At 43.4% G+C, this 25218-nt stretch carries 23 protein-coding genes; 17 read left to right on the forward strand and 6 right to left on the reverse strand.

Going from position 1 to position 25218, the window contains the following annotated elements; genetic code table 11:
• Positions 1–77: 77 nt before the first annotated feature.
• From pyrH to tilS, 16 genes are all read left to right on the forward strand, one after another.
• On the forward strand, positions 78–830 hold the full coding sequence (pyrH, locus tag EV690_RS14590; protein WP_131913738.1) for a UMP kinase: 753 nt from the start codon (positions 78–80) through the stop codon (positions 828–830).
• Between the two features lies 1 nt (position 831).
• Positions 832–1389 carry a ribosome recycling factor gene (gene frr, locus EV690_RS14595; RefSeq protein ID WP_131913739.1) on the forward strand — a complete coding sequence of 186 codons (558 nt, stop codon included), beginning with the start codon at positions 832–834 and terminating at the stop codon, positions 1387–1389.
• 60 nt (positions 1390–1449) lie between these two features.
• The gene (uppS, locus tag EV690_RS14600; RefSeq protein WP_131913740.1) at positions 1450–2214 is read left to right on the forward strand and encodes a polyprenyl diphosphate synthase; all 765 of its coding nucleotides are present in this window, start codon (positions 1450–1452) and stop codon (positions 2212–2214) included.
• Positions 2215–2234: 20 nt separating this feature from the next.
• Positions 2235–3080 carry a phosphatidate cytidylyltransferase gene (locus EV690_RS14605; RefSeq protein WP_131913741.1) on the forward strand — a complete coding sequence of 282 codons (846 nt, stop codon included), beginning with the start codon at positions 2235–2237 and terminating at the stop codon, positions 3078–3080.
• Positions 3077–4270, forward strand: a complete 1194-nt coding sequence (ispC, locus tag EV690_RS14610) for a 1-deoxy-D-xylulose-5-phosphate reductoisomerase (RefSeq protein WP_131913742.1) — start codon at positions 3077–3079, stop codon at positions 4268–4270. The genes EV690_RS14605 and ispC overlap by 4 nt, the downstream gene beginning before the upstream one ends.
• Positions 4270–5622, forward strand: coding sequence for a sigma E protease regulator RseP (gene rseP, locus EV690_RS14615; protein WP_131913743.1), 1353 nt, complete (start codon positions 4270–4272; stop codon positions 5620–5622). Before ispC ends, rseP begins: the two co-directional genes overlap by 1 nt.
• 20 nt (positions 5623–5642) lie before the next feature.
• On the forward strand, positions 5643–8069 hold the full coding sequence (bamA, locus tag EV690_RS14620) for an outer membrane protein assembly factor BamA (protein WP_131913744.1): 2427 nt from the start codon (positions 5643–5645) through the stop codon (positions 8067–8069).
• 20 nt (positions 8070–8089) lie between these two features.
• Entirely contained in the window at positions 8090–8599 is a 510-nt protein-coding gene (locus tag EV690_RS14625) for an OmpH/Skp family outer membrane protein (protein ID WP_131913745.1), read from the forward strand.
• A 20-nt stretch (positions 8600–8619) separates the two neighbouring features.
• Entirely contained in the window at positions 8620–9657 is a 1038-nt protein-coding gene (gene lpxD / locus EV690_RS14630; protein ID WP_131913746.1) for a UDP-3-O-(3-hydroxymyristoyl)glucosamine N-acyltransferase, read from the forward strand.
• Between the two features lie 28 nt (positions 9658–9685).
• Positions 9686–10141 (forward strand): 3-hydroxyacyl-ACP dehydratase FabZ, encoded by a 456-nt coding sequence (gene fabZ, locus EV690_RS14635; protein ID WP_131913747.1) that lies wholly within the window; start codon positions 9686–9688, stop codon positions 10139–10141.
• Positions 10138–10926, forward strand: a complete 789-nt coding sequence (gene lpxA, locus EV690_RS14640; protein WP_131913748.1) for an acyl-ACP--UDP-N-acetylglucosamine O-acyltransferase — start codon at positions 10138–10140, stop codon at positions 10924–10926. Before fabZ ends, lpxA begins: the two co-directional genes overlap by 4 nt.
• Positions 10926–12077, forward strand: a complete 1152-nt coding sequence (gene lpxB, locus EV690_RS14645; protein WP_131913749.1) for a lipid-A-disaccharide synthase — start codon at positions 10926–10928, stop codon at positions 12075–12077. Before lpxA ends, lpxB begins: the two co-directional genes overlap by 1 nt.
• Positions 12074–12688, forward strand: coding sequence for a ribonuclease HII (gene rnhB, locus EV690_RS14650; protein WP_131913750.1), 615 nt, complete (start codon positions 12074–12076; stop codon positions 12686–12688). The genes lpxB and rnhB overlap by 4 nt, the downstream gene beginning before the upstream one ends.
• Positions 12678–16157: a DNA polymerase III subunit alpha gene (gene dnaE, locus EV690_RS14655; protein ID WP_131913751.1), complete on the forward strand. Its 3480-nt coding sequence runs from the start codon at positions 12678–12680 to the stop codon at positions 16155–16157. The genes rnhB and dnaE overlap by 11 nt, the downstream gene beginning before the upstream one ends.
• A 13-nt stretch (positions 16158–16170) precedes the next feature.
• A complete protein-coding gene (accA, locus tag EV690_RS14660) occupies positions 16171–17127 on the forward strand; it encodes an acetyl-CoA carboxylase carboxyl transferase subunit alpha (RefSeq protein WP_131913752.1) in 957 nt (318 codons plus the stop codon).
• Between the two features lie 94 nt (positions 17128–17221).
• Entirely contained in the window at positions 17222–18577 is a 1356-nt protein-coding gene (gene tilS / locus EV690_RS14665; RefSeq protein WP_131913753.1) for a tRNA lysidine(34) synthetase TilS, read from the forward strand.
• Here tilS and EV690_RS14670 read toward each other — a convergent pair.
• The 6 genes from EV690_RS14670 to EV690_RS14695 all read right to left on the reverse strand — a co-directional run bounded on the left by EV690_RS14670 (position 18498) and on the right by EV690_RS14695 (position 24069).
• Positions 18498–19466, reverse strand: a complete 969-nt coding sequence (locus tag EV690_RS14670; protein ID WP_131913754.1) for a GGDEF domain-containing protein — start codon at positions 19464–19466, stop codon at positions 18498–18500. The genes tilS and EV690_RS14670 overlap by 80 nt on opposite strands.
• A gap of 74 nt (positions 19467–19540) precedes the next feature.
• Complete coding sequence (locus EV690_RS14675) at positions 19541–21250, reverse strand: proline--tRNA ligase (protein ID WP_131913755.1); 1710 nt, start codon at positions 21248–21250, stop codon at positions 19541–19543.
• Positions 21251–21315: 65 nt separating this feature from the next.
• Entirely contained in the window at positions 21316–21948 is a 633-nt protein-coding gene (locus tag EV690_RS14680; protein WP_131913756.1) for an acyltransferase, read from the reverse strand.
• Positions 21918–22595: a tRNA (N6-threonylcarbamoyladenosine(37)-N6)-methyltransferase TrmO gene (gene tsaA, locus EV690_RS14685; RefSeq protein WP_131913757.1), complete on the reverse strand. Its 678-nt coding sequence runs from the start codon at positions 22593–22595 to the stop codon at positions 21918–21920. Before tsaA ends, EV690_RS14680 begins: the two co-directional genes overlap by 31 nt.
• Position 22596: 1 nt before the next feature.
• Positions 22597–22989 (reverse strand): Rcs stress response system protein RcsF, encoded by a 393-nt coding sequence (gene rcsF / locus EV690_RS14690; RefSeq protein WP_131913758.1) that lies wholly within the window; start codon positions 22987–22989, stop codon positions 22597–22599.
• 45 nt (positions 22990–23034) lie between these two features.
• Positions 23035–24069, reverse strand: coding sequence for an NADP(H)-dependent aldo-keto reductase (locus EV690_RS14695; RefSeq protein WP_131913759.1), 1035 nt, complete (start codon positions 24067–24069; stop codon positions 23035–23037).
• A gap of 187 nt (positions 24070–24256) precedes the next feature.
• Between EV690_RS14695 and gmhB the strand changes: the two genes are divergently transcribed.
• Positions 24257–24814, forward strand: coding sequence for a D-glycero-beta-D-manno-heptose 1,7-bisphosphate 7-phosphatase (gmhB, locus tag EV690_RS14700; protein ID WP_131913760.1), 558 nt, complete (start codon positions 24257–24259; stop codon positions 24812–24814).
• Positions 24815–25218: the final 404 nt, after the last annotated feature.

The following is a 25218-nucleotide window of genomic DNA, read 5'->3' on the forward strand; positions in this document are numbered from 1 at the left end:
TCTGCTATCGATGGTTGTAGCAGCTAGACTGCTACAACCTTTTCTATGTCCCCCATGATTAAAGAGATACATAAGCGATGAGTATCAACCCCAAACCCGCATATCGGCGAATTTTGTTAAAACTTTCTGGTGAAGCTCTGATGGGCAGTGAAGGCTTTGGTATTGACCCTTCAGTTCTAGGCCGTATGGCACTAGAAATAAAAGAGCTTGTAGAGTTAGGTGTCCAAGTCGGACTCGTGATCGGTGGTGGTAACTTATTTCGTGGTGAAGGTTTAGCCAAATCAGGGATGAATCGCGTTGTGGGTGACCATATGGGGATGCTAGCGACTGTGATGAATGGTCTGGCAATGCGTGATGCCCTCGATCGAGCTTATGTTAATGCGCGGTTGATGTCAGCAATTGAGCTGACTGGTGTTTGTGATTCCTATAACTGGTCTGATGCAATTAGCAATCTTAAAGGTGGGAAAGTCGTTATTTTCTGTGCGGGTACGGGAAACCCTTTCTTCACCACCGACTCAGCTGCGTGTCTTCGCGGGATTGAGATTGAAGCAGATGCGGTTCTTAAGGGAACCAAAGTGGATGGCGTATATGATAGTGATCCGGCTCAAAATCCAGATGCTAATTTATACTCAGAACTTTCATATGCTCAGGTTCTCGATCAAGAATTGAAGGTTATGGACCTTGCAGCTTTCACTTTAGCGAGAGATCATGGATTACCAATCCGGGTATTCAATATGAATAAACCGGGGGCCCTGAAGCGTGTTGTCATGGGACAAAACGAAGGTACAGTTATTCATAAAATGGCCGATTCGCTTGGCGAGGACAAATAACGTGATTAAAGACATTAAACAAGATGCGCGTGAGCGCATGGAAAAAAGTATCGATGCTTTGCGTAGCCAAATGGCTAAGATCCGTACTGGTCGTGCGCACCCAAGCCTGTTGGATAGTATTACTGTTTCTTATTATGGCAGTGAAACACCACTGAACCAACTGGCTAATGTTGGGACTGAAGATTCTCGTACGCTGACTGTGACTGTTTATGATCGTTCGGCGATACAGGCAGTTGAAAAAGCAATTATGACCTCTAATCTGGGGCTCAATCCGTCCTCTGCGGGCGCTGTTATTCGCATTCCTTTGCCACCATTAACAGAAGAGCGTCGCAAAGACCTGATTAAATTAGTGCGTGCTGAAGCAGAGCAGGGTAAAGTTGCAATTCGTAATATTCGCCGTGATGCAAATAGTTCAATTAAAGCATTGCTTAAAGATAAAGAGATCAGCGAAGATGAAGATCGTCAGGGACAAGATGAGATTCAGAAGTTTACTGATGAGTTTGTAAGTAAAGTTGATAAACTCCTAGAAGGTAAAGAAAAAGAGTTAATGGAAATTTGATTTTCCGTGCTTAAAGCCGCGCCATCGCGCGCGGCGTTTTTATTTATGGGGTACAACTATATGAGCGCTAGCGAGTCAGCTGACCATGTTTCGGGAGCTTTCCCTCGCCATGTTGCGATAATTATGGATGGTAATGGGCGCTGGGCTAAGCGGCGAGGAAAGCTAAGAGTTTCCGGGCACAATGAAGGTGCCAAGACTGTTCGTAAAATAGTAAGAAGTGCATCAATTTTAGGGATTGAACAACTCACTTTATTTGCTTTTAGCAGTGAAAATTGGCGTCGACCGCTTGACGAAGTCAATAATTTGATGAAGCTATTTATGAATGTGCTTCAGCGTGAAAGTAAAAATCTTAATAAGAATAATGTTCGGTTGCGAATCATCGGTGGGCGTAGTGAGTTTTCTTTAGCATTACAAAAAAAGATGGCCGCAGTGGAAGCGAACACCGCTCAAAATAATGGACTAACATTAAATATAGCTGCCAATTATGGTGGCCGCTGGGATATCACCGAACAGATGCGCAGCCTTGCAGAAAGGGTAAGTTGTGGTGAATTGCAACCTAGTGATATGAATGAAACATTGCTTCAGCAGTCGTTTATTCAAAATAGCGTTGGTGATGTTGATCTGATGATCCGCACCGGTGGCGAGCATCGGATTAGCAATTTTCTGATTTGGCAGTTGGCGTATGCCGAATTATATTTTACTGAAACATTATGGCCTGATTTTGATGAACAAGCGTTTAGCGATGCGCTAGCCTCTTACGTGCAACGTGAGCGTCGATTCGGTTGTACGAGCGAACAAATTCAGCATTTGATTAGTGCAGAGTAACCTATGAATAGAGGATTAATTTGTTAAGGCAGCGGATTATCACAGCGCTCTTGCTGGCGCCAATTGCAATTATTTGTATTTTTTTCCTTCCTATAAAGGGACTAGCCGTTCTTTTATCGGCTATCGTTTTAATTGCCAGTTATGAATGGTCAGGGCTAGTGAGTCGCTCTGCTCTTACTCGCACTGGTATTACTGTTACTTTAGCCTTTTTCTGGTTCGCTAGTTTTTCAGTATTTTCTTGGCAGCGTGTTGCTGATAATAGTGGTTTAATCGCACTATTTTTTATTGCCGTTATTTTTTGGTTATTAGCTCTATTATTGGTGCTGCGTTATCCTGATAGTGCTCAATATTGGTCAACTAAACCGTTACTCAAATGCTGCGCTGGATTACTCGCATTAATCCCGTTTGGATGGTCAATGTTGATTTTAAGGAATACCAACACGCAGCATTCTTGGATTGGTGCTTTATGGGTTGTGTATGTGATGGCCTTAGTTTGGGCTGCTGATACCGGTGCTTATTTTGCAGGGCGTCGCTTTGGCCGTATTAAATTAGCCCAGAAAGTGAGTCCGAATAAGACCATTGAAGGGCTCGCCGGGGGCCTTATTGCTGCGATGGTGATCTGTTTGCTGGTGTTAACCATTGTTAACCCGGATATTAATGGTTGGGTTTTCTTCGGTACATCAGTACTGACTGCTCTGGTCTCTGTACTAGGTGATCTATTTGAGAGCATGTTAAAACGAGAGGCTAACATTAAAGATAGTGGTTCAATTTTACCAGGTCATGGCGGTATTTTGGATCGAATCGATAGCCTGACAGCTGCTTTGCCAGTCTTTACATTTTGTTATCTATTGTGGGTCGCTTTATGAATGCCCGTCGTCTAGTTATTTTGGGTGCTACTGGTTCAATTGGTCGTAGCACTTTGAAAGTTGTCAGAGAAAATCCGTCTTTATATCAGATCCATTGTTTAACAGGTCATCGTAACAGTGCCCGTATGGCCGAGCTTATTGATGAATTTAAACCCCGTTATGTGGTGATGTCTGATTTGTCTGCTGCGCGTGAATTAAAGCATCAGGTTAATGGGGTGTGTGATGTTTTAGATTCCTCTGAAGCACTGATTCAAGCTGCCAGTGATCCAGATGCAGATATAGTGATGGCTGCTATTGTCGGAGGTGCTGGACTTCGGCCAACCCTCGCAGCGGTAAGATCGGGTAAGACTGTATTATTGGCTAATAAAGAAGCATTAGTGATGACAGGCTTGTTGTTGATGCAAGAAGCCAAGCAAAGTGGTGCAAAAATATTACCAGTTGATAGTGAACATAATGCTATGTTCCAGTGTTTACCTAAACAGGTGCAAACTAATTTAGGATTTTGCGATTTAAGAGCCAATGGTGTTTCTAAATTGCTATTGACTGGCTCTGGTGGGCCTTTTCGTACGTTGGCTTTGGATAAGTTAGAAGATGTGAGTGTGGCTCAAGCTATTCACCATCCAAACTGGTCAATGGGAGCGAAAATTTCAGTTGATTCAGCAACGATGATGAATAAAGGTCTTGAGTATATTGAAGCTAAACGACTTTATCACGCAGCTCGCTGTGAGCTTGAAGTGATTATTCATCCGCAGTCGGTGATTCATTCGATGATTCAATATTGTGATGGTTCCGTTTTAGCTCAGTTGGGCGAGCCGGATATGGCAACGCCCATCGCTTGCGCAATGGCTTATCCACAAAGAATTTCTTCTGGTGTGGAACCTCTGGACTTTTTAGCACTCAAAGAATTGACTTTTGCTGCTCCAGACTATCAGCGATATCCTTGTTTGAAGTTAGCGATAGATGCTTGTTATCAAAGCCAGTTCGCGACGACCGCTCTCAATGCGGCTAACGAAGTCGCTGTTCAGGCTTTTTTAAAGGGTCAAATTAAGTTTACTGATATAGCTGGGGTCGTCGAATCTTGTCTGGCTCAGCTTGATGAGCAAAATCGGCAGTTGGAACTTGATGATTTGCTTGCTCTGGATGGGCAAATTCGCCAAGTTGCCGTTCAATATGTGCGGAATAGGTGCTAATGCAAAGTTTTATCTGGAATGCGTTTTTCTTCATTGTCGCGTTAGGTTTGTTAGTGGCAATCCACGAGTTCGGCCATTTTTGGGTGGCTCGGCGATGCGGTGTGAAAGTTGAGCGCTTTTCGATAGGATTTGGGAAAACAATTTGGTCACGTATTGGCCAGGATGGAACCGAATATATCTTGGCTTTAATTCCGCTAGGTGGCTACGTCAAAATGCTTGATGAGCGGGTGGAGCCTGTACCTGAGCAGTTGCGTTCCCAGGCTTTTAACAATCAGTCTTTGGCTGCTCGAGCTGCAATCGTTGCCGCAGGGCCACTGGCTAATTTCCTTTTAGCGATTGTGGCCTTCTGGGTTATGCTGATGATCGGTATCCCCGGAGTAAAACCCGTATTGGGGAATATCCCTGCGGATAGCCTAGCTGCAAAATCAGGGCTTAAAGCCGGTCAACAAGTGTTAGCGGTTGATGGCCACCCAGTGCAAGATTGGCACAATCTGATGTTGTCGCTTATTTCCCATGTTGGCGAAGATAATGTTACTGTTCGCGTTAACTCTGACACGGATGGTATTGAAGATCATCATCTTGACTTATCTTCTTGGCGCATTGGTAGCAATTCTGAACACAATCCGCTTAATGATATCGGTGTTGTGCAATATCTTCCCAAAATTTCTTTGCAAGTCGCAAAAGTCGTTCCTAAGAGCCCGGCTGCTAATGCGGGACTGCAACAAGGGGATCAACTTTTATCTGCGGGTGGACAAAAGCTTAATACTTGGGAGCAATTTACGACAATGGTTCGTCATCACGCAGGACAGTCGATGCCTTTGAGTATTGAACGCCAAGGTCAAATGTTGCATTTGAATGTGGTGCCAGAAAAACGACATGCGAATGGCCAGACATTTGGATTTATGGGAGTGGCACCAAAGGTTGAGCCGTATCCGAGTGATTACTTGATCACTATTCAATACGGACCGCTAGAGTCATTGTATAAAGGTGTTGAGCGTACTTGGCAGACAACGCGAATTACGATTGATATGCTTGTCAAGCTGGTAACAGGAAAAGTATCTGTACAGAATTTAAGTGGTCCAATTTCGATTGCCCGCGGGGCTGGACAGTCAGCACATTATGGGTTGGCTTATTTTCTTGGATTTCTAGCTTTAGTTAGTGTTAACTTAGGTATCCTAAATTTGGTACCTTTACCGGTTTTAGATGGTGGACATCTATTATTCTTCGCTATTGAGGCGGTAACGCGTCGTCCTGTATCCGAACGAGTGCTTGAAGTTGGGATGCGGATCGGTACATCCGTTTTAGTGGTTGTTATGATGTTTGCTCTTTTTAATGATTTAATGCGCTTATAATTAGGACCTCTTTCTTCTCTATGTATAAAAAGAAGTTTCTTGCAGCAGCATTGGCCGCTTTATGGTCAGGGATGAGTTTAGCTGCCCAATCTGGTGAGTTTAAAGTTAGTAGTATTCATGTTGAGGGGTTACAGCGAGTTTCGCTTGGGGCTGCATTATTACAGCTTCCTCTGCGGGTCGGAGATGAAGTAACTCGCGATGATATTAGTGACAGTCTTAAACAACTTTACCGTAGTGGTGATTTTCAGGATGTTTCTGTTTACCGGGATCATGATGCTCTTATATATAAAGTAAAAGAGCGCCCGGTCATTGCCAGCCTTGAATTCTCCGGTAATCACGATGTAAAAACAGATAAACTCAAAAAGAGCTTATCTGCTCAAGGAATTAAAGTTGGTGAGCCGTTGGACAGAACGAATCTGACCAACATTGAAAAAGGTTTAGAAGACTTCTATTACTCAGTTGGTAAATATAATGCTAGGGTCAAAGCAATTGTTACAACATTGCCACGGAATCGTGTTGACCTTAAATTTGCCTTTCAAGAGGGGTTGTCGGCGAAGATCCAACAGATTAACTTTGTGGGTAATAAACACTTTTCAAATCAAAAACTTCTAGATCAGATGCAACTGACTGATTACGTTCCTTGGTGGGATTTGATGGGTGATCAGAAATACCAAAAACAAAAACTTGCGGGCGATTTAGAAACAATTAAAAATTTCTATTTTGACCGTGGTTATGCTCGTTTTAAAATTACATCCACTCAGGTTGCGCTGACTCCTAACCGACATCAGGTTTATATTACCGTGAATGTTCATGAGGGAGGAGTTTATAAAATTAAGAAAGTAGCTCTTGACGGCGATTTGCTGGGTAAAAAAGCACAAATGGAAAAATTAATTCCCATTCAGCCTGGTGCTACTTATAACGGCTCTGATATTTCGCAGATGCAGGATACGTTAGAAAAATATTTGGGCCGATTTGGATATGCTTACCCACAAATTCAGGTGTATCCCGAATTTGATGACAAAGATAAACAAGTCACATTGCATGTCAATGTTGACCCAGGTAGGCGTGTCTATGTTCGTCATATTAATATCACTGGCAACACCGTCACCAGTGATAATGTGATTCGCCGCGAAATGCGCCAAATGGAAAGTACTTGGTTATCCAATCGTAATATTGAACAGTCGAAAAAAAGGCTCAATCGACTCGGTTTGTTTAAATCTGTTGATAGTAATACGACTCGAGTATCGGGAAGTCCGAATGAGGTGGACGTTGGTGTAGCTGTTAAAGAACAGTCTACCGGGTCAATTACCGCTGGGATTGGCTATGGTACTACCTCTAAAATCAGCATAAATGCTGGGATCAGCCAGAAGAACTTTATGGGTACAGGTGATTACGTGGCAATTAAAGCCTCTCGTAACACCTATTCAAAAGAGCTTAGCTTATCGCATACTAACCCTTATTTTACAAAAGACGGTGTAAGTTTAGGTGAACGGCTCTATTACAAAGACTTTGATGCATCAAAAGCCAACTTGGTCAGTTACACCAATAAATCAATTGGACTGAAAGGCACTCTCGGTTTTCCAGTTAATGAAAATAATCGCCTATCAATTGGCCTCGGGGGCGAGATTAATAAAATTTCTCAGGCTGACCCGTATGAACAGGTTCGACAGTTCTGGCGGATTTATAAATCTAATGTGAGTGGTACCAATAATTCACTGGACTTTAAAAATGTCACGCTCGATTTGGGCTGGACCCGCAATACGCTAGATTACGGTAAGTTTCCAACCGATGGTTCAAAACAGCAATTCTCGTTTGAGATATCAGTGCCGGGTTCTGATACCCAGTATTTTAAAACGAGCATTGATTCAAGTAATTATTTTCCATTAACAGATAATCACCATTGGGTACTGAAAACCTATGGGAAAGTCGGGTATGGTAATGGTTATGGCACAGTAAATGGTGGTGATCAGATCTTACCGTTTTTCGAAAATTTCTATGCTGGTGGTTGGGGATCGGTTCGAGGTTTTTCATCCAATACAATTGGGCCCAGAGCGATCTATGCTAATGATAATAACGGCAATACAGAGTATGTTCCTGGGGGGGCAATTGGCGGGAACGGAATGGCGACGGGGAGCGTAGAGCTGATATTCCCAACTCCATTTTTAAGTGAATCTTATGCCGACCAAATTCGAACCACTGCATTTTTGGATTTTGGTTCGGTATGGGATACAGAATATGACACATCTCAAGCAATGCGCCAATGTGTGAAAGATTGTGGTGAAATCGCTGATTATACAAATCCAGGACGAATTCGTGCTGCAGCTGGGATTTCTGTACAATGGTGGTCGCCGATTGGACCAGTGGTCTTCTCGCTGGCTAAACCAGTTAAAAAATATCCAGGTGATGATACCGAGTTTTTCTCATTTAATTTAGGTCAAACGTTTTAAGTAATTGATAGGAGTTCCCAGTGAAGAAAATCGTTCTAAGTGCTCTGTTAGCTGTTTCATTAATGGCTCCAGCGACGGCTGCTATGGCAGATACAAAAATTGCGACAATTAATATGCATGAAGTTTTCCAAAACTTGCCGCAAAGAGAAGCCGCAATGAAGAAATTGCAAAACGAATTTGCGGGGCGGATTAAGGAATTGCAAGGCTTAGAAAGCCAAATGAAGTCGCTCTATCAGAAGCAGCAAAAAAATAAAGGCCTGATGAGTGCTGATGAGCAGACTAAACTTCAACGCAAATTAGCTGAGTTGCAATCTCAATTTCAGTTGAAGCGTAAAAATTATCAGGATGACCGTCGTGAAGCCGGTGAAAAAGCGCAGAGTAAATTGATTAAAAAAATCCAGGCTGCCGTAGCTAAAATTGCTAAAAGCAAACATCTGGATTTAGTAATCCCAGTGGATGCAACTGCATTCTCAAAACCGGATATGGATATTTCCAAAGCGGTAATTGATGCAGTAAGTAAAGAAAACTAGAAAAATAAAGAGTAGGAACAATGACTGTAACTTTAGAGCAGATAGCGCAATGGGTTGAAGGGCAGCTTCAAGGACCAACAGAAGCTGAAATCGAACAAATTGCCCCATTATCCAAAGCAGGTCCAAGTGATGTGACATTTCTTAATGACAATCGCTATCAGCATCTATTAGCTGATTGTCAGGCTGGTGTTATTTTATTAACCGAGCAGAATGCACAGTACGCTAAAGGGGCAGTCATTGTTGTCGATGATCCATATCTGGCTTATGCCCGATTAGCTCAGCATATGGATAGCACACCTAAAAGTGCGGATTGTATTCATCCATCAGCCGTCGTTAGTCCTGATGTTACTATGGGGCAAAACGTCAGTATCGGTGCTAACGCCGTCATCGAAGCCGGTGTCGTGCTTGGCGATGACGTACAAATTGGCGCGAGTTGTTTTGTCGGACAAAATACTCAGATTGGTGCGGGAACTAAACTCTGGGCGAATGTGAGTGTATACCATGATGTTAAAATTGGTTGCCATTGCTTGATTCAGTCTAGTGCGGTTATTGGTTCCGATGGCTTTGGTTATGCAAATGATCGAGGAAAGTGGATTAAAATTCCACAAATTGGTCGGGTTATTTTAGGTGATCGGGTAGAGATAGGAGCATCCACTTGTATTGACCGTGGAGCACTAGAAGACACAGTGATTCATGATGGCGTGATTATTGATAACTTATGCCAGATTGCTCATAACGTTGAGATCGGCGAAAATACCGCAATCGCCGGTTGTACGACAATGGCCGGTAGTCTGAAAGTTGGTAAATATTGCATTATTGGTGGTGCTAGTGTCTTTAATGGTCATATGGAGATCTGCGATCAGGTTCACATCTCTGGTATGTCCATGGTGATGCGTCCCATCGATAAACCGGGCGTTTACTCTTCGGGAATTCCAGCCCAGACAAATAAAGAGTGGCGTAAAACAGCGGCTAGGGTTATGCAAATCGATCAGATGCATAAACGTATACGCGAATTAGAACATAAACTCGCTAAGCTTGACGCCGATAACAACAAGTAAAAAACAAGTAAAAACAGGAAATAAGATTTTGACTCAGGAACTTAATCGGTTAGAAATTCACGATATTTTAGAATTGTTGCCGCACCGTTACCCATTTTTATTAGTTGATCGTGTTCTTGATTTTGAAGTAGGCAAGTCAATGCATGCCATCAAAAATGTCACGTTTAACGAGCCTTTCTTTCAGGGGCACTTCCCTGATCGTCCAGTTTTCCCTGGCGTGCTATTATTAGAAGCAATGGCACAGGTTACGGGAATTTTAGCGTTTAAATCAGCTGGCAAACCTCGTGAAAATGAGCTTTATTATTTTGCAGGGATTGATAAAGCGCGTTTTAAACGGCCTGTTGGTCCTGGTGATGTCATTCATTTTGAAGTTGAGTATCTGCGTGATATGCGTGGGGTAGGTAAATTCAAAGCTGTGGCCAAAGTTGATGATGAACTTGTGTGCGCTGCAGACATTATGTGTGCCCGAAGAGAGTATAAATGATCGATTCAACTGCAATGATTCACCCTACAGCCCTCATTGGTAGCGATGTCACTGTGAAATCCGGTGTACAGATAGGTGCCTATAGTGTGGTTGAAGGTGATGTAACCATTGGAGAAAATAGCTGGATTGGCTCGCATGTGGTCATAAAAGGCCGCACAACCATCGGCCGGAACAATCGCATTTATCAGTTTGCTTCTATCGGTGAAGCCTGTCAGGACCTTAAATACCGAGGTGAAGATACTGAATTAGTTATTGGGGATGACAATACTATCCGAGAAAGTGTGACGATGCATCGTGGGACCATTCAAGATAATGCTCTTACTAAAGTAGGCAGTCATAACTTATTTATGATTAATGCTCATGTTGCTCATGACTGCATCATTGGTGATAACTGCATTTTTGCCAATAATGCGACATTAGCCGGTCATGTAACGATTGGTGATTATGTAATTTTTGGTGGATTAGCTGCAATTCACCAGTTTGGCAAAGTTGGGGCACATGCGTTTATTGGTGGATGTGCAGCGCTGAACCGCGATGTACCGCCTTATGTGATGGCAGTTGGTAACTATGCGCGCCCAGTGACAATCAACAGCGAAGGGCTGCGACGCCGTGGTTTCAGCAATGAAGCGATTAGAGCTTTGCGCCGCGCTTATAAGATCTTATACCGCGAAGGTTATACGGTTGAACAAGCCATTGAGCAGATGCAGACTATGAGCGATGAATTTCCTGAAGTGAAATTATTCGTCGATTTCTTAAGTAATCATGGTCGGGGTATTATTCGGTAATGGTTAAACCCGTTTCGCGTTCTTTAACTATTGCCCTTGTCGCCGGAGAAGTCTCCGGCGATATTTTAGGTGCTGGATTAATTAAAGAGCTTAAAAATATTTATCCTGATGCTCATTTTTGCGGTATTGCGGGCCCTAAAATGCAAGCACTTGGCTGTGAAGCATTTTTTGAAATGGATGAGCTGGCAGTGATGGGAATCGTCGAGGTTTTAGAAAAATTACCTCGTATTCTAAAGGTTCGCCGGCAATTAATTAAACGACTAAAAGCACTTAAACCTGATGTTTTTATTGGCATCGATGCACCTGATTTTAACCTGAGGGTGGAAGATAGACTCCATGCCGAAGGTATTAAAACTGTCCATTATGTGAGTCCCTCCGTTTGGGCGTGGAAACAAAAACGTGTATTTAAAATCAAACGCGCATGTGATTTGTTGTTGGCCTTTTTACCTTTTGAAAAAGCCTTTTATGAGCGCTTTGATGTTCCTTGTGAGTTTGTGGGACACACGATGGCGGATGCAATTGATCTCGATATAGCCAAAGCGCCTGCTCGTCAAGCTTTAGGGATTCATCCTCAAGGGCCTTTATTAGCTATTTTGCCCGGTAGTCGTAAGGCTGAAATTGAATTGCTTAGTGTGCCATTTCTTCAGGCTGTCCAAAACCTTAGTACTAAAATTGACGCTTTAGAAGTTATCGTACCGATGGTGAGTTCTGCTCGCCGTGCACAGTTTGAATCATTGTTGCAATCACATCCGGTCAGTCTTCCCGTGCATATTATTGACGGGAATGCGCGCCAAGCTATGGCGGCAAGTGATGCTATTTTATTGGCATCAGGAACGGCTGCGTTAGAAGCCATGTTGGTGAATCGTCCGATGGTTGTGGGCTATAAATTAAAACCATTCTCTTACTGGATTGCCAAACGGCTAGTAAAAACCGATTATATTTCTTTACCAAATCTGCTGGCGGGAGAGCCATTGGTCAAAGAGTGCATCCAAGATGACTGTAATGCTGATGTGCTCAGCGCAGCTTTACTTCCTTTATTAATCGATGATCAGAGCGCCTTGCAAGCTCGATTTCGGCAGTTACATGAACAAATTCGTTGTCAGGCGGATTACAAAGCGGCAATGGCTATTAAGCGAGTAATTGAATCATGACATTTATCTATCCGGAAGGCTTTCAATGTGTTGCTGGTGTTGATGAGGTAGGACGTGGGCCGCTTGTGGGTGATGTGGTGACTGCTGCTGTTATTTTGGACCCGGCCAAGCCTATATCAGGGCTGAATGATTCGAAAAAATTATCTGAGAAGAAACGTTTATCTCTGGCGATACAAATTAAAGAAAGGGCGCTGGCTTTTGCGATTGGCCGAGCGAGTCCGCAGGAGATTGATGAATTAAATATTTTGCATGCGACAATGCTCGCGATGCAACGAGCCGTGTCAGGTTTATCATTACCACCTGACTTTGTGCTGGTTGATGGCAATCGAACGCCGAAATTTCCTTGTGCCAGTCTAGCTGTCGTTAAAGGGGATGGGTTAGTCGCCGAGATTAGCGCTGCATCTATTTTGGCTAAAGTGACGCGAGACCAAGAGATGGTTGAGCTGGATGCTTTGTATCCGCAATATCAGTTTGCTAAACACAAAGGGTATCCGACTAAAGCTCATTTAGAACTGTTAGAGAAATATGGCCCAATTGCTCAATATCGGCGTAGCTTTAAGCCTGTTGCCCGCATTATTGGAATGATTGAGGAGCGTCACCATGCATGCTGAACCACGGTTTATTCATTTAAGAATTCATAGTGACTATTCGATGGTCGATGGGCTTAAAAAAGTGAAGCCCATCGTTGGTGCCGTTGCCCAACAGCAGATGCCTGCGATGGCTCTGACCGATCAGACTAATTTTTGTGGTGTCGTTAAATTTTATGGCGAGGCTCACAATAAAGGGATAAAACCCATTATTGGTGCTGATTTTTGGGTACACAGTGAGCCTCTGGGCGATGAATTAAGTCGCTTAGTGATTTTGGCTAAGGATAACACAGGGTATCAGAATATTACTCAGTTGATCTCCAAGGCTTATCTGCGCGGTCATTTGCAGGGGCGTCCGGTGATTGAGCGTGATTGGCTGATTGAACATCAAGAGGGGATTATCATTCTTTCTGGGGGACGAGAGGGTGATATTGGTCGGGCTTTGCTTAAAGGCAACCGGGCTATGGTCGAAGAAATTGCCGACTTTTACCGTCAATATTTTACCAATCACTTCTATATTGAGTTGATTAGAACTCACCGACCTGATGAAGAAACTTATTTGCATATGGCCGTTGAGCTTGCCAATGAATATCAGTTTCCAGTGGTTGCAACCAATGAAGTGATGTTTTTGCAAGAGGAAGAATTTGAAGCCCACGAAATTAGGGTAGCGATTCATGATGGGTATACTCTTGCGGATCGTCATCGGCCGAAGAATTACAGTCGTGAGCAGTTTTTACGCACAGAAGAACAAATGTGTGAACTGTTTGCTGATATTCCAGAAGCACTGGAAAACACAGTTGCTATTGCTAAACGCTGTAACGTTACCATTCGACTTGGGACTTATTTCTTGCCTGAATTCCCAACTGGAGGGCAAGAAATTGATTCGTATTTCACCGCAAAGGCCTGGAAAGGACTAGAGGAGCGACTCAAGTTTTTATTTCCGGATGAGAAAGTTCGAGCCGAAAAACGCGCTAAATATGATGCGCGTTTGCAGCGTGAGTTAGATGTTATCTTGCAAATGGGCTTTCCCGGCTATTTTCTTATTGTGATGGAATTCATTCAGTGGAGTAAGGATCATCAAATTCCGGTTGGTCCTGGCCGCGGCTCTGGTGCTGGCTCTCTAGTTGCCTATTCACTTAAAATTACCGACTTAGATCCACTGGCATTTGATTTGCTGTTTGAACGGTTTTTGAATCCAGAGCGTGTCTCAATGCCTGATTTCGACGTCGATTTTTGTATGGATCGTCGTGATGAAGTGATTGAACATGTAGGGGATCTATACGGCCATGATGCTGTATCGCAGATTATTACCTTCGGGACTATGGCAGCGAAAGCCGTGGTACGCGATGTGGGGCGCGTGTTAGGTCATCCTTATGGGTTTGTTGACCGAATTTCCAAACTTATTCCTCCTGATCCGGGGATGACATTGGCTAAAGCATTTGATGCTGAGCCTCGTTTGGGTGAGATTTACGAACAAGATGAAGAGGTTAAAGAGCTGATTGATATGGCTCGGATCCTTGAAGGTGTAGTTCGTAATGCGGGTAAACATGCCGGTGGAGTGGTGATTTCACCGACTACAATTACCGATTTTGCACCGCTTTATTGTGATGAAGAAGGGCATCATCCAGTCACTCAATTTGATAAGAGTGACGTGGAATATGCTGGTCTTGTGAAGTTTGACTTTTTGGGGCTGCGTACCTTAACAATTATTCAGTGGGCTGTGGATATGGCCAATGAAAAATTGCTTAAGCATGGTAAAGACCCTATTGATATTTCGTCTATTCCGCTCGACGATCATAAATCGTTTGAAGTATTAAAAGCCTATAAAACCACTGCCGTCTTCCAGCTTGAATCTCGCGGAATGAAGGACTTGATTAAGCGTCTCCAACCAGACTGTTTTGAAGATATGATTGCTTTGGTAGCTTTGTTTCGTCCTGGACCTTTGCAATCAGGGATGGTTGATAACTTCATTGAACGTAAGCATGGTCGTGAAGAGGTCTCTTATCCTGATTCGACGTGGCAGCATGAAAGCCTGAAACCCATATTAGATCCAACCTATGGGATTATCTTGTATCAGGAACAAGTGATGCAGATAGCCCAGGTGCTTGCCGGTTATACGTTGGGTGGGGCTGACTTGTTGCGTCGAGCAATGGGTAAAAAGAAAGCCGAAGAGATGGCTAAACAGCGTGCTGTTTTTGAAAAAGGTGCGATTGATAACGGTGTGGATGGCGAATTGGCCATGAGAATTTTCGACTTAGTTGAAAAATTTGCCGGTTACGGTTTTAACAAATCTCATTCGGCTGCCTATGCATTAGTTTCCTACCAAACGCTGTGGATGAAAGTCCACTACCCAGCATTTTTTATGGCTGCCGTGATGTCTGCGGATATGGATAATACTGATAAAATTGTGACGTTGGTTGATGAATGTTCTAACCTTGGTTTAACAATTATTCCACCCGATGTAAATAGTGGCGTCTATCGTTTCTCGGTGAATGATGAAAACCAGATCGTTTATGGTATTGGAGCCATAAAAGGTGTGGGTGAAGGGCCAATCGAAACAATAATTCAAGCTCGAGCAGATGGACCATTTCGTGATTTGTTTGATTTCTGTTGCAGAGTTGATCTGAAAAAAATTAACAAAAGAGTGATGGAAAAGTTGATCCTTGCCGGCGCAATGGATAAGCTCGGACCTCATCGTGCTGCTTTATTGGCCACTTTAGAGGTCGCAATTAAAGCGGCGAGTCAGCAAGCAAGTGCACAGTCTTTTGGTCAGAGCGATCTGTTTGGCGAGTTGATGCTCGAAGCTGACGTGAGTCGCCCACAGTTTGTAGATGTTGCTCGTTGGAGTGACAAAATATGGTTAGAGGGAGAAAAAGAAACGCTGGGATTGTATCTCACGGGACACCCCATTAACCATTATATACCAGAATTGAAAAAATTCGTTTCAGGACGATTGGCAGAGCTTAGACCGACCAGCCGCGATGTCACAACAATAGCTGCTGGATTGGTTATTTCCACCCGGGTCATGATAACTAAGCGGGGTTCCAAAATGGGGATTCTGCAGCTTGATGACAGAAGTGGTCGTTTGGATGTTATGCTGTTTTCTGAAGCGTTTGAACAGTATCAAGATTTAATTGAAAAAGATCGGATTTTAGTGGTCCAGGGGCAGGTTAGTTTTGACGATTTCTCCGGAGGTCTTAAAATGACAGCTCGCGAAGTAATGGATATTAGCCAAGCGCGTGAGCGTTGGGCAAACCGTTTGGATTTAGTTTTACAAAAACAACAGACTAATGAGTCTTTTTGGCAAAGCTTTATTGAACAGGTTGACCCCTATCGCAATGGAACATGTCCGGTTACAATTCACTATATCGGTGAACATGAACAAGGGACTTACCAGTTAGGGACTGATTGGCGAGTTACTCCAACGGATGAACTAATTGAGGGGTTATCTTCTCTTTTGGGCCATCAACAGGTTTCACTAGCATATAACTGACAGTAAAGAGATTATGAGTTTAAATTTTCTAGATTTTGAACAGCCAGTAGCTGAGCTGCAGGCCCAAATTGAAGAGCTTCGACTGGTAAATAGCGAGTCTAATATGAATGTCGATCTGGCTGAAGAAATTGCTCAGTTAGAGAAGAAACAGTTAGATCTGACTCGTAAAATATTTAGTGGTCTGAGTGCTTGGCAGATTTCACAGTTAGCTCGTCATCCGATGCGTCCTTATACGTTAGATTATATTGAACGTATGTTTACTGATTTTGATGAGCTCTGCGGTGATCGTGCTTATGCCGATGATAAAGCAATCGTTGGTGGGATCGCTCGATTAAATGGGCAGCCCGTGATGATTATTGGTCATCAGAAAGGACGGGAAACTAAAGAGAAAATTAAGCGTAACTTTGGGATGCCTCGTCCAGAAGGTTATCGCAAAGCATTGCGTTTGATGGAGATGGCAGAACGCTTTAAGATGCCAATTCTCACCTTTATTGACACGCCAGGAGCATATCCTGGGGTGGGCGCAGAAGAACGAGGCCAAAGTGAGGCCATTGCGCACAATCTAATGGTGATGTCTGAGCTTAAGGTGCCTACTGTGTGCACTGTTATTGGTGAAGGTGGCTCGGGGGGCGCTTTAGCAATTGGTGTCGGAGATCGGGTGAATATGTTGCAATACAGCACTTATTCAGTGATCTCTCCAGAAGGGTGCGCTTCTATTTTATGGAAAAGTGCAGACAAAGCGCCAGTTGCCGCGGAAGCTATGGGGATTATTGCTAGCCGTTTAAAAGAGCTGGAGCTGATTGATAGCGTGATCGAAGAGCCTTTAGGTGGGGCGCATCGGGATGTTGATAAGATTGCAGCTCGCCTTAAAGAAAAACTAGTGACTGATTTAGCCACTTTGCAGCAGCTTCCGGTCGAAAAGCTTCTAGAAGAGCGTTATAAACGATTAATGAGTTTTGGCTATTGTTAATTGTGTAGAAGTTATAAAAACCCCGCAGTCGCGGGGTTTTTACGTTTATTGGTATACTTATTTTTAACTCGGACTGCTTTTTCATATCATCATTATGGCAGAAAATCTTAGTTTAGACGTTGCATCCTTTCATGATGAACTGACTCATTGTCAGGTTCAATCTCAGCCTTTGATGGTGGCATTAAGTGGCGGGGTGGATTCAGTCGTTCTTCTCCATCTTTTGTGGCAATCTCGCCAGCTTTATCCAACGCTTCAGATTAAAGCAGTACATGTTCATCACGGATTGAATTTCAGAGCGCAAGAGTGGGCTAAATTTTGTCAAAAATTATGTGCGCGTTGGGATATTCCATTAGCGGTTGAATATATTCGAGTGCCGACTGGGCCTCGATTGAGTATAGAAGAACAGGCGCGTATTAAGCGCTATCAGGTTTTTGAGCGATACACACATCAAGGATTTGTGATTGTTTGTGCTCATCATCAAAATGATCAGGCTGAAACTTTCTTTTTGAATTTAAATCGAGGCAGTGGTTTGGCTGGGTTAAGTGCCATGGGGCAAACGCGCCCTTTAGGTCAGACAGCCCTGATCCGTCCACTGTTACATTTTAGTCGAGCGCAAATTGAAGCGTATGCCCAGTATCATCGACTAGATCATATTCATGATGACAGCAATGATGATACCCGTTATGAGCGAAACTTTATTCGTCACGAGGTGCTCCCCGTGCTCAATGAACGCTGGCCTCAGTTTAATCAGCAAGTTGCAAAAAGTAGTCAGTGGATTTGGCAAGCTCAGCAATTAAACGATGAACTGGCACAGATGGATTTAACACGATTAAGTGATGCAAAAGCACGTTTAAGCGAAAATGTGCGAGAATTATCAGCGATTCGGTTGGTCAATGTGTTGCGGTTTTGGTTAAAACAGCGCTCGGGGCGTTATCCAGCACAGGAATCTTTAGAGCAATTTATCCAACAGCTTTCAAGTGGTGAGGATCGTTCTCCTGAGATTTCGATTTGCGGTGGTATTGTGCGTCGTTATCAACACTATTGGCAGTGGGCTGAGGAACCTGTTTGTTATCAACCGGTGTCATGCGTATGGCCTAAACCTTATAAGGCGTTAGCCTGGTCATACATGTCATTATCGATTGTTGCACATGGTCGATTACGTCCTCCAAGGAGTGATGAACAGGTTATAGTTCGTTTTCGTCACGAGGTAGGCAATTTGAAAATGCGGCCTATTGGAAGGGGGGGGAGTCGCTCTCTTAAAAAATTGCTTCAGGAGCTAGCGTTTCCCCCTTGGCTACGAAATTGCGTTCCCCTTATTTTTTATGGTGACCAGTTCGTTGCTGTGGCTGATCGCTTAATCGATGAACGATTTATTGACCCTGAGCGGCAAGGGTGGCAACTGGTTTGGCAATTTTATGCCGATACATTGCCTGGTCCGCAGCCTCAATAAGATCTCTTACTTGCATGCCTGGGTGCCAATCGGCCCAACCACTGCTAATAGAGAGTTCCATATTTGGGACAATGGCTTGCAGCGGTAACTGGTTATTGACTCGCTCTATAACATTCAGTGCTGAGCGAGGCTGGGCAGGGCAAAGTATGATCGCAAATTCATCGCCACCGTAGCGCGAGACATGATCCGTTTTGCGGCAAGCTTGCAAAAGGGTTTTGGCAATAAATTGTAAGACCTGATCACCCGCCAGATGACCATGTTGGTCGTTAATTTGTTTAAAATTATTGACATCACATAGCAGTAGTTGCAGCCCCGTTTTAATGCGTGAATTTTGTGCGATCATTTGTGATAAATTTTCGTCAAAATTTTGCCGATTTTTAATTCCTGTTAAGTAGTCATGGTTAAGCTGGTATTGCAACCTGTCTATGTGCTCTATTTGTGGCAAGATGACTTGGAATAATCGACAAAAACGCTTCAGAAGACTAATTTCAGACAATTGCCATGGGTGACTAGAGTAAAACAGTATTTTGCCCGAAGCGTTATCACTCAATTGTATTTCATGAGCATAGCAATCACTATTAGTGTGACTGATATTCACATGCAATTGGTTGTGAACATTGATAAATGTTATTGAATTAAGCTTAACAAATGTTGTCAGAACCTGGGTAAACTGATCAAATAGTTCCGATAAATTCTGAGATTTTTGTAAGTGCTCTATAATCCGCAGTTGTTTATCAGCACTCAGATTATTAGGTGGTCGCCAAGTTAATGGCGGACGCATATTCCAGCAATGCTGATTATCACTTTGGAAAGTCGCCTGAACTTTTTCTGCCATTGAAATGCGCTCATAAAATAATTCCAGTGAAATAGAATGCAGGATCCAGACCATTGTGGACACAATATGGACAAAAACCAGGCTAAGGCCTGGTTTTTGAGCTATCAGTTATATGTTATCAGTTGTAACTATAACGATTGAATATGGGCGATAGCATTTTCGATGGCAACTTCGACTTTCTCACCAGTGCGACGTGACTTATATTCGATGACACCTTTATCGAGACTCCGTTCGCCAATGACGAGTGTATGGGGGATCCCAATGAGCTCTGCATCAGCAAACATCACACCAGGACGTTCTTTGCGATCATCGTATAAGACTTCGATTCCAGCATCGAGCGCTTGTTGATAGAGCTGTTCTGCGACATCTTGAACGCGATGTGATTTATGCATATTCATTGGAATAATGATCAATTTAAAAGGAGCGAGTGACTCAGGCCAAATGATCCCGCGCTCATCATGATTCTGCTCGATGGCAGCAGCAACAATGCGAGTAACCCCAATGCCATAGCATCCCATGCTCAGAACCTGACTCTTACCTTGTTCATTGAGTACTGTTGCGTTCATTGCCTTAGAATAGACATCACCTAGTTGGAAAATATGGCCAACTTCGATGCCACGTTTAATTTGCAGATGGCCATGGCCACATGGGCTAGGATCACCAGCAACGACATTGCGCAAATCCGCAACTTGTGGAAGCGGTAAATCACGTAACCAGTTGATCCCAAAATAATGCTTGCCATCAATGTTGGCACCTGCGCCAAAATCACTCATTTTGGCAACGCTGCGATCAATAATAACAGGAATAGGTAGGTTTACTGGGCCTAATGAACCCGGGCCTGCACCGATAACCTGACGAATTTGCTCTTCGCTGGCAAATTGCAATGGTGCAGCAACCAATGGATGATGTTCAGCCTTAATTTCGTTCAGTGTGTGATCACCACGTACCATCAGCGCGACCAACTCACTATCAGCCTCTTCAGAGGCAACGACAACCAGCGTTTTAACGGTTTTTTCAATCGGCAGATTGAACTGCTCAACTAACTGTTCAATGGTTTTGGCATTTGGTGTGTCAACTAATTGCATTTGTTGAGTTGGGGACTCAAGCTCATCTGTTGGCGCCAATGCTTCTGCTTTTTCCATATTAGCGGCATAGTCACTGCCATCAGAAAAGACGATATCATCTTCGCCAGATTTTGCCAGCACATGGAACTCATGGGATGCATTTCCGCCGATACTGCCGTTATCGGCTAATACCGGACGAAACTCAAGACCTAAACGTTCAAAAATTCGACAATAAGCTTCGAACATGACCTGATAGGTTTCATTTAATGATTCATTGCTTAAATGAAACGAGTAGGCATCTTTCATAATAAATTCGCGTGAACGCATAATCCCAAAACGAGGGCGAACTTCATCGCGGAACTTAGTTTGAATTTGATAGAGGTTTAATGGCAGCTGTTTATAACTACTGATCTCTTTTCTAACGAGCTCGGTGACAACTTCCTCATGAGTTGGCCCTAATACAAAATCGCGATTATGACGATCTTTAATTCGCAGCAACTCTGGTCCATATTTTTCCCAACGCCCCGACTCTTGCCATAAATCACCAGGTTGAACAACAGGCATACTAATTTCAATCGCGCCTGCTCGTTGCATTTCTTCGTGAACAACCTGCTCAATTTTATGCAAAACTCGCAAGCCTGTGGGTAACCAAGTATACAAGCCTGAAGCCAATTTACGGATCATGCCAGAGCGCAGCATGAGCTGATGTGAGATGACCTCAGCGTTGCTGGGATCTTCTTTTAAAGTACAGAGCAAATATTTGCTAGAACGCATGGTTGTCCTTTTTACATAAATAAGTAACCAAAGATATTTAATTTTATCAGGCAGCTGGCATGCTGTCAGGATTTGTCGCGCCGATCCCCGATAATTTTTGCGGGATTACCCGCCACAATCGCCCAACTCGGTACATTTTTAGTCACCGTTGAATGCATCCCGATTACAGCATGGTCGGCAACTGTTACACCATCGACAATTCCGACTCCAGCCCCAATCCAGACATCTTCACCTATTTTGACGCCTTTTGAGGTGGTATTTTGCTGACAAATACTCTGATCAGGATGCATGCCATGATTGAAGGCAAAAATTTGCACAGAATTGGCAATTCGAGTGCGGTTGCCAATTTCAATTCCGGCTGCTCCCCCATCAAAACTGCAACGATGGTTAATGCCAACTTCTTGGCCGATCGTTATCGGACCATGCAGGAAGCATTCTGCGGCAATGAATGACTGCTTGCCGATAGCGATATTTCGTCCTGGCTCGGCAAACAGTTGAGCTTGTGGTGCAATAAAACACGCTTGGTCAATCTGTACCGTTTCCAATCGACTCAATTGAGATTGTATCTGTTCTTGCCAAGGCTTAGCCCAACTTAGATGGCGTGGTTTTAGGCGGTAATATAGCCATGGCATCCAACTTAAGCGTTGTTTATGCTGTTCGATATAGTTTACAGAGGGGTCAGTTCGGTGATCAGACATAGACTATTTTCAATCACAAAGCGGATATTATAACGTAATAGCTTGACCCCATACTGGTGGTTATCCGGTTTTCCTTGACGATAACCGGGCCGAGGGTCTTGGGCTAGCACCTGTTCAATGAGTCGTTGTTCATCCATTACTAAATTGTGCTTGATCGCCCATTTAATCTCAAGTTGTGCCCGGGGCGCTTGCTCAGCATACCCACAGTGCGCATTAGTAATTGCATCAGCATAACCGATATAGGGTTTGATATCATAAACAGGGGTCCCATCGACTAGGTCCCCTCCTGCAAACACTAAAGTCGTACTAGGCTGGTATTCAATTTTGCTTAAAGGCAGAACCGACATCCCCATGCCATTGGGGCGAAAGGTTGAGCGACTCGCAAAAACTCCCACTTTCTTATTACCACCTAACCTAGGTGGGCGCACCTTATGTTGCCAACCTGCTGCAAAATTTTGGTGAAATCCGAAGATAAGCCAAACATGGCTAAAATCTGCTAGGCCTGCGACAACATCCGGTGAGTTATAATTTCCTTCAAGGACTAAACGGGTTTGAGCCTGAGTTACAAGCCCTGGCTGACGGGGAACAGCAAATTTCTCTTTATAAGGGGATTGAATATGGCCGATAGCTTCAATTGAATGACTCATATTATTTATCCAGCAATTTAACTGCTTTGGCGAAACAGCTCACAGAACTTAGACAGACATTATCGGCTGGAAAACTAATACAGTGCGCAAAAACAACCGCATCTGCATGACGATTTGCTGCTTTATTTAAAATATCAACTCTTGCGTGAACAATGTCGGCTGGGGGCTGATTGCTTTTCTCTTGGCAGCTATCACCCTCGATAGTCCCGATAACTTTATAATTGTGCGTTAGTAATTCATGAGGGCTCATGACTTGAACGCCTGACGTTTTGAAATATTCTTTTATATTATGCGGATCGAGATTACTTTTGACTTGATAATCTTGGCTACTGCAGGCCGATAATAAAAAAGTCGCAGTGAGCAGGACACTGCGAACCAATAATGTTTTTTTCATAGCTTCCTTAGAGTACGGGCAGTCAAACTATCCGTACTTAATCACTTATGGGCAAGGATAGGTGAACTGATGATGGATGGTTTCGATTTGTTCTAGGACCTCTTCATCTAATTCAAGTTCAAAACTCGCAATATTACTTTTAAGTTGCTCCATAGAGGTTGCCCCTATAATATTTGAAGCGACAAATGGGCGTGAATTAACATAGGCTAAAGCCATTTGAGATGGTTCTAGGCCATGTTTTTGAGCTAGATCGCAATAGGCTTGAGTTGCCGCTTTGCCTTGTGGGTTTAAATAGCGAGAAAAACGTTTAAACAAAGTCAGGCGAGCACCTTCGGGCCACTGTTCATTTGAATACTTACCGCTAAGCATACCAAAAGCCAGCGGTGAATAAGCCAATAGCTCAACTCCCTCGCGATGCGAAAACTCCGCCAGCGCCGTTTCAAAACTACGATTAAGCAAGTTATAAGGGTTTTGAATAGTTACGATTCTTGGTAGTTCATGTTTTTCGGCAAGACGCAGATATTGGCTAACCCCCCAAGCTGTTTCATTAGAAACACCGATATAGCGGATCTTTCCTTCCTTAACTAATTCACCTAATGCTTCTAAGGTTTCAATAATCGGAGTATAACTTTCATCTTGATCGATTTTATAACCTAATTTACCAAAAAAGTTAGCATTGCGATCGGGCCAGTGGAGTTGATAAAGGTCAAGATAATCGGTTTGTAAACGTTCCAGAGAGCTATGTACAGCTTCACGGATATTACGGCGATCCAGATGCATATTCTCACGAATATGATTGGTTCGATTCGGCCCCGCTACTTTGGATGCTAAAATTACTTTTTCTCGGTTGCCTGTTTTAGCCAACCAAGTCCCAATATACTGTTCAGTTAACCCCTGTGTCTCACCCTCGGGTGGAACAGGATACATTTCAGCAGTATCAATAAAATTAATCCCTTGTGAGAGTGAATAATCGAGTTGTTGGTGAGCATCACTCTCACTATTTTGTTTACCCCAGGTCATTGTGCCTAGACAAATTTTACTCACTTCAAGACTACTGTGCGGAATTTTATGATATTGCATTCGACTCGCTCCGGGCCCCGCATAGCGGGTAAATAAATACACTTATATGATCTTATTCAGTCTGCTTGAATTAGTTAATTTACGCAATAGCTTCAAGCCCCGCTAGAATCGACTGCTAAAGCTTTAGATATCAGTTAAACTAAGCCGCAATTATTTTGTGTTTTTCTTCTACATAACGAGACCTAGCATGGCTAAACAACCCGCTATTTTCTTAGATCGCGATGGCGTGATTAATAAAGACGGTAACTATATATGCAGTGTTGATGATTTCCAGTTCATCGATGGCAGCATCGAAGCAATGCAAGCTCTTAAGCGTGAAGGCTGGCTGCTGGTGGTTATTACCAATCAGTCGGGGATTGCGAGGGGCTATTTTAGCGAAGATGACTTCTTAGCTTTAACCGAGTGGATGGACTGGTCCTTAGTTGACCGCGGCGTGACATTAGATGGGATCTATTATTGCCCTCATCACCCTGAGGTCGGAGAAGGGGATTATCGGCAAGTCTGTGACTGTCGTAAACCAGAACCCGGCATGTTATTACAAGCTGCGAAAGAGCTTGATATTGATTTAGCAAATTCTTGGATGATTGGTGATAAAGCCTCGGATCTGCTTGCAGCTAAACGTGCTGAAGTTCCTCATCGGATCTTAGTTAAAAGTGGGAAGAATTTAACTGAGGAAGCGAAAGCATTAGCGGAGTCCATTGTGGATGACTTAAGTGATGCGGCCAAATTGATTTTATCTAACTAAGTGAAATCACCCCATTTTTGTGGATAAAACTGTGGCTAACATGTGCGAATGCTGTGTTTTTGAAAAAGTTTTAAATTTATTGAAAAAAGCACTTGCACCCTGCGTCGAGATCCCTATAATACGCCCCCACTGACACGGCACAAACGCTTCTTAAGTGATTGGAAAGGTTAGTTAAATCAAGCAGTTAGATATACATCGGCTGATTGGTTGAATCCTGATAAAGAGATGCAGAAAGTTAAAACTTTCGATTGACTTTAAGCAGGATGTGCGTAACATACGCATCCGCTTCAACGGCAAAGTGCTGAAGAGGCAACGTTCTTTAACAATCTATCAAGCAATCTGTGTGGGCACTCACAGAAGATGATTTGCAAAATGATTTAATCATCGACTGTTAGTGACTAACA

It is taken from the genome of Celerinatantimonas diazotrophica (assembly GCF_004339545.1).
Classification (GTDB): Bacteria; Pseudomonadota; Gammaproteobacteria; order Enterobacterales; family Celerinatantimonadaceae; genus Celerinatantimonas; species Celerinatantimonas diazotrophica.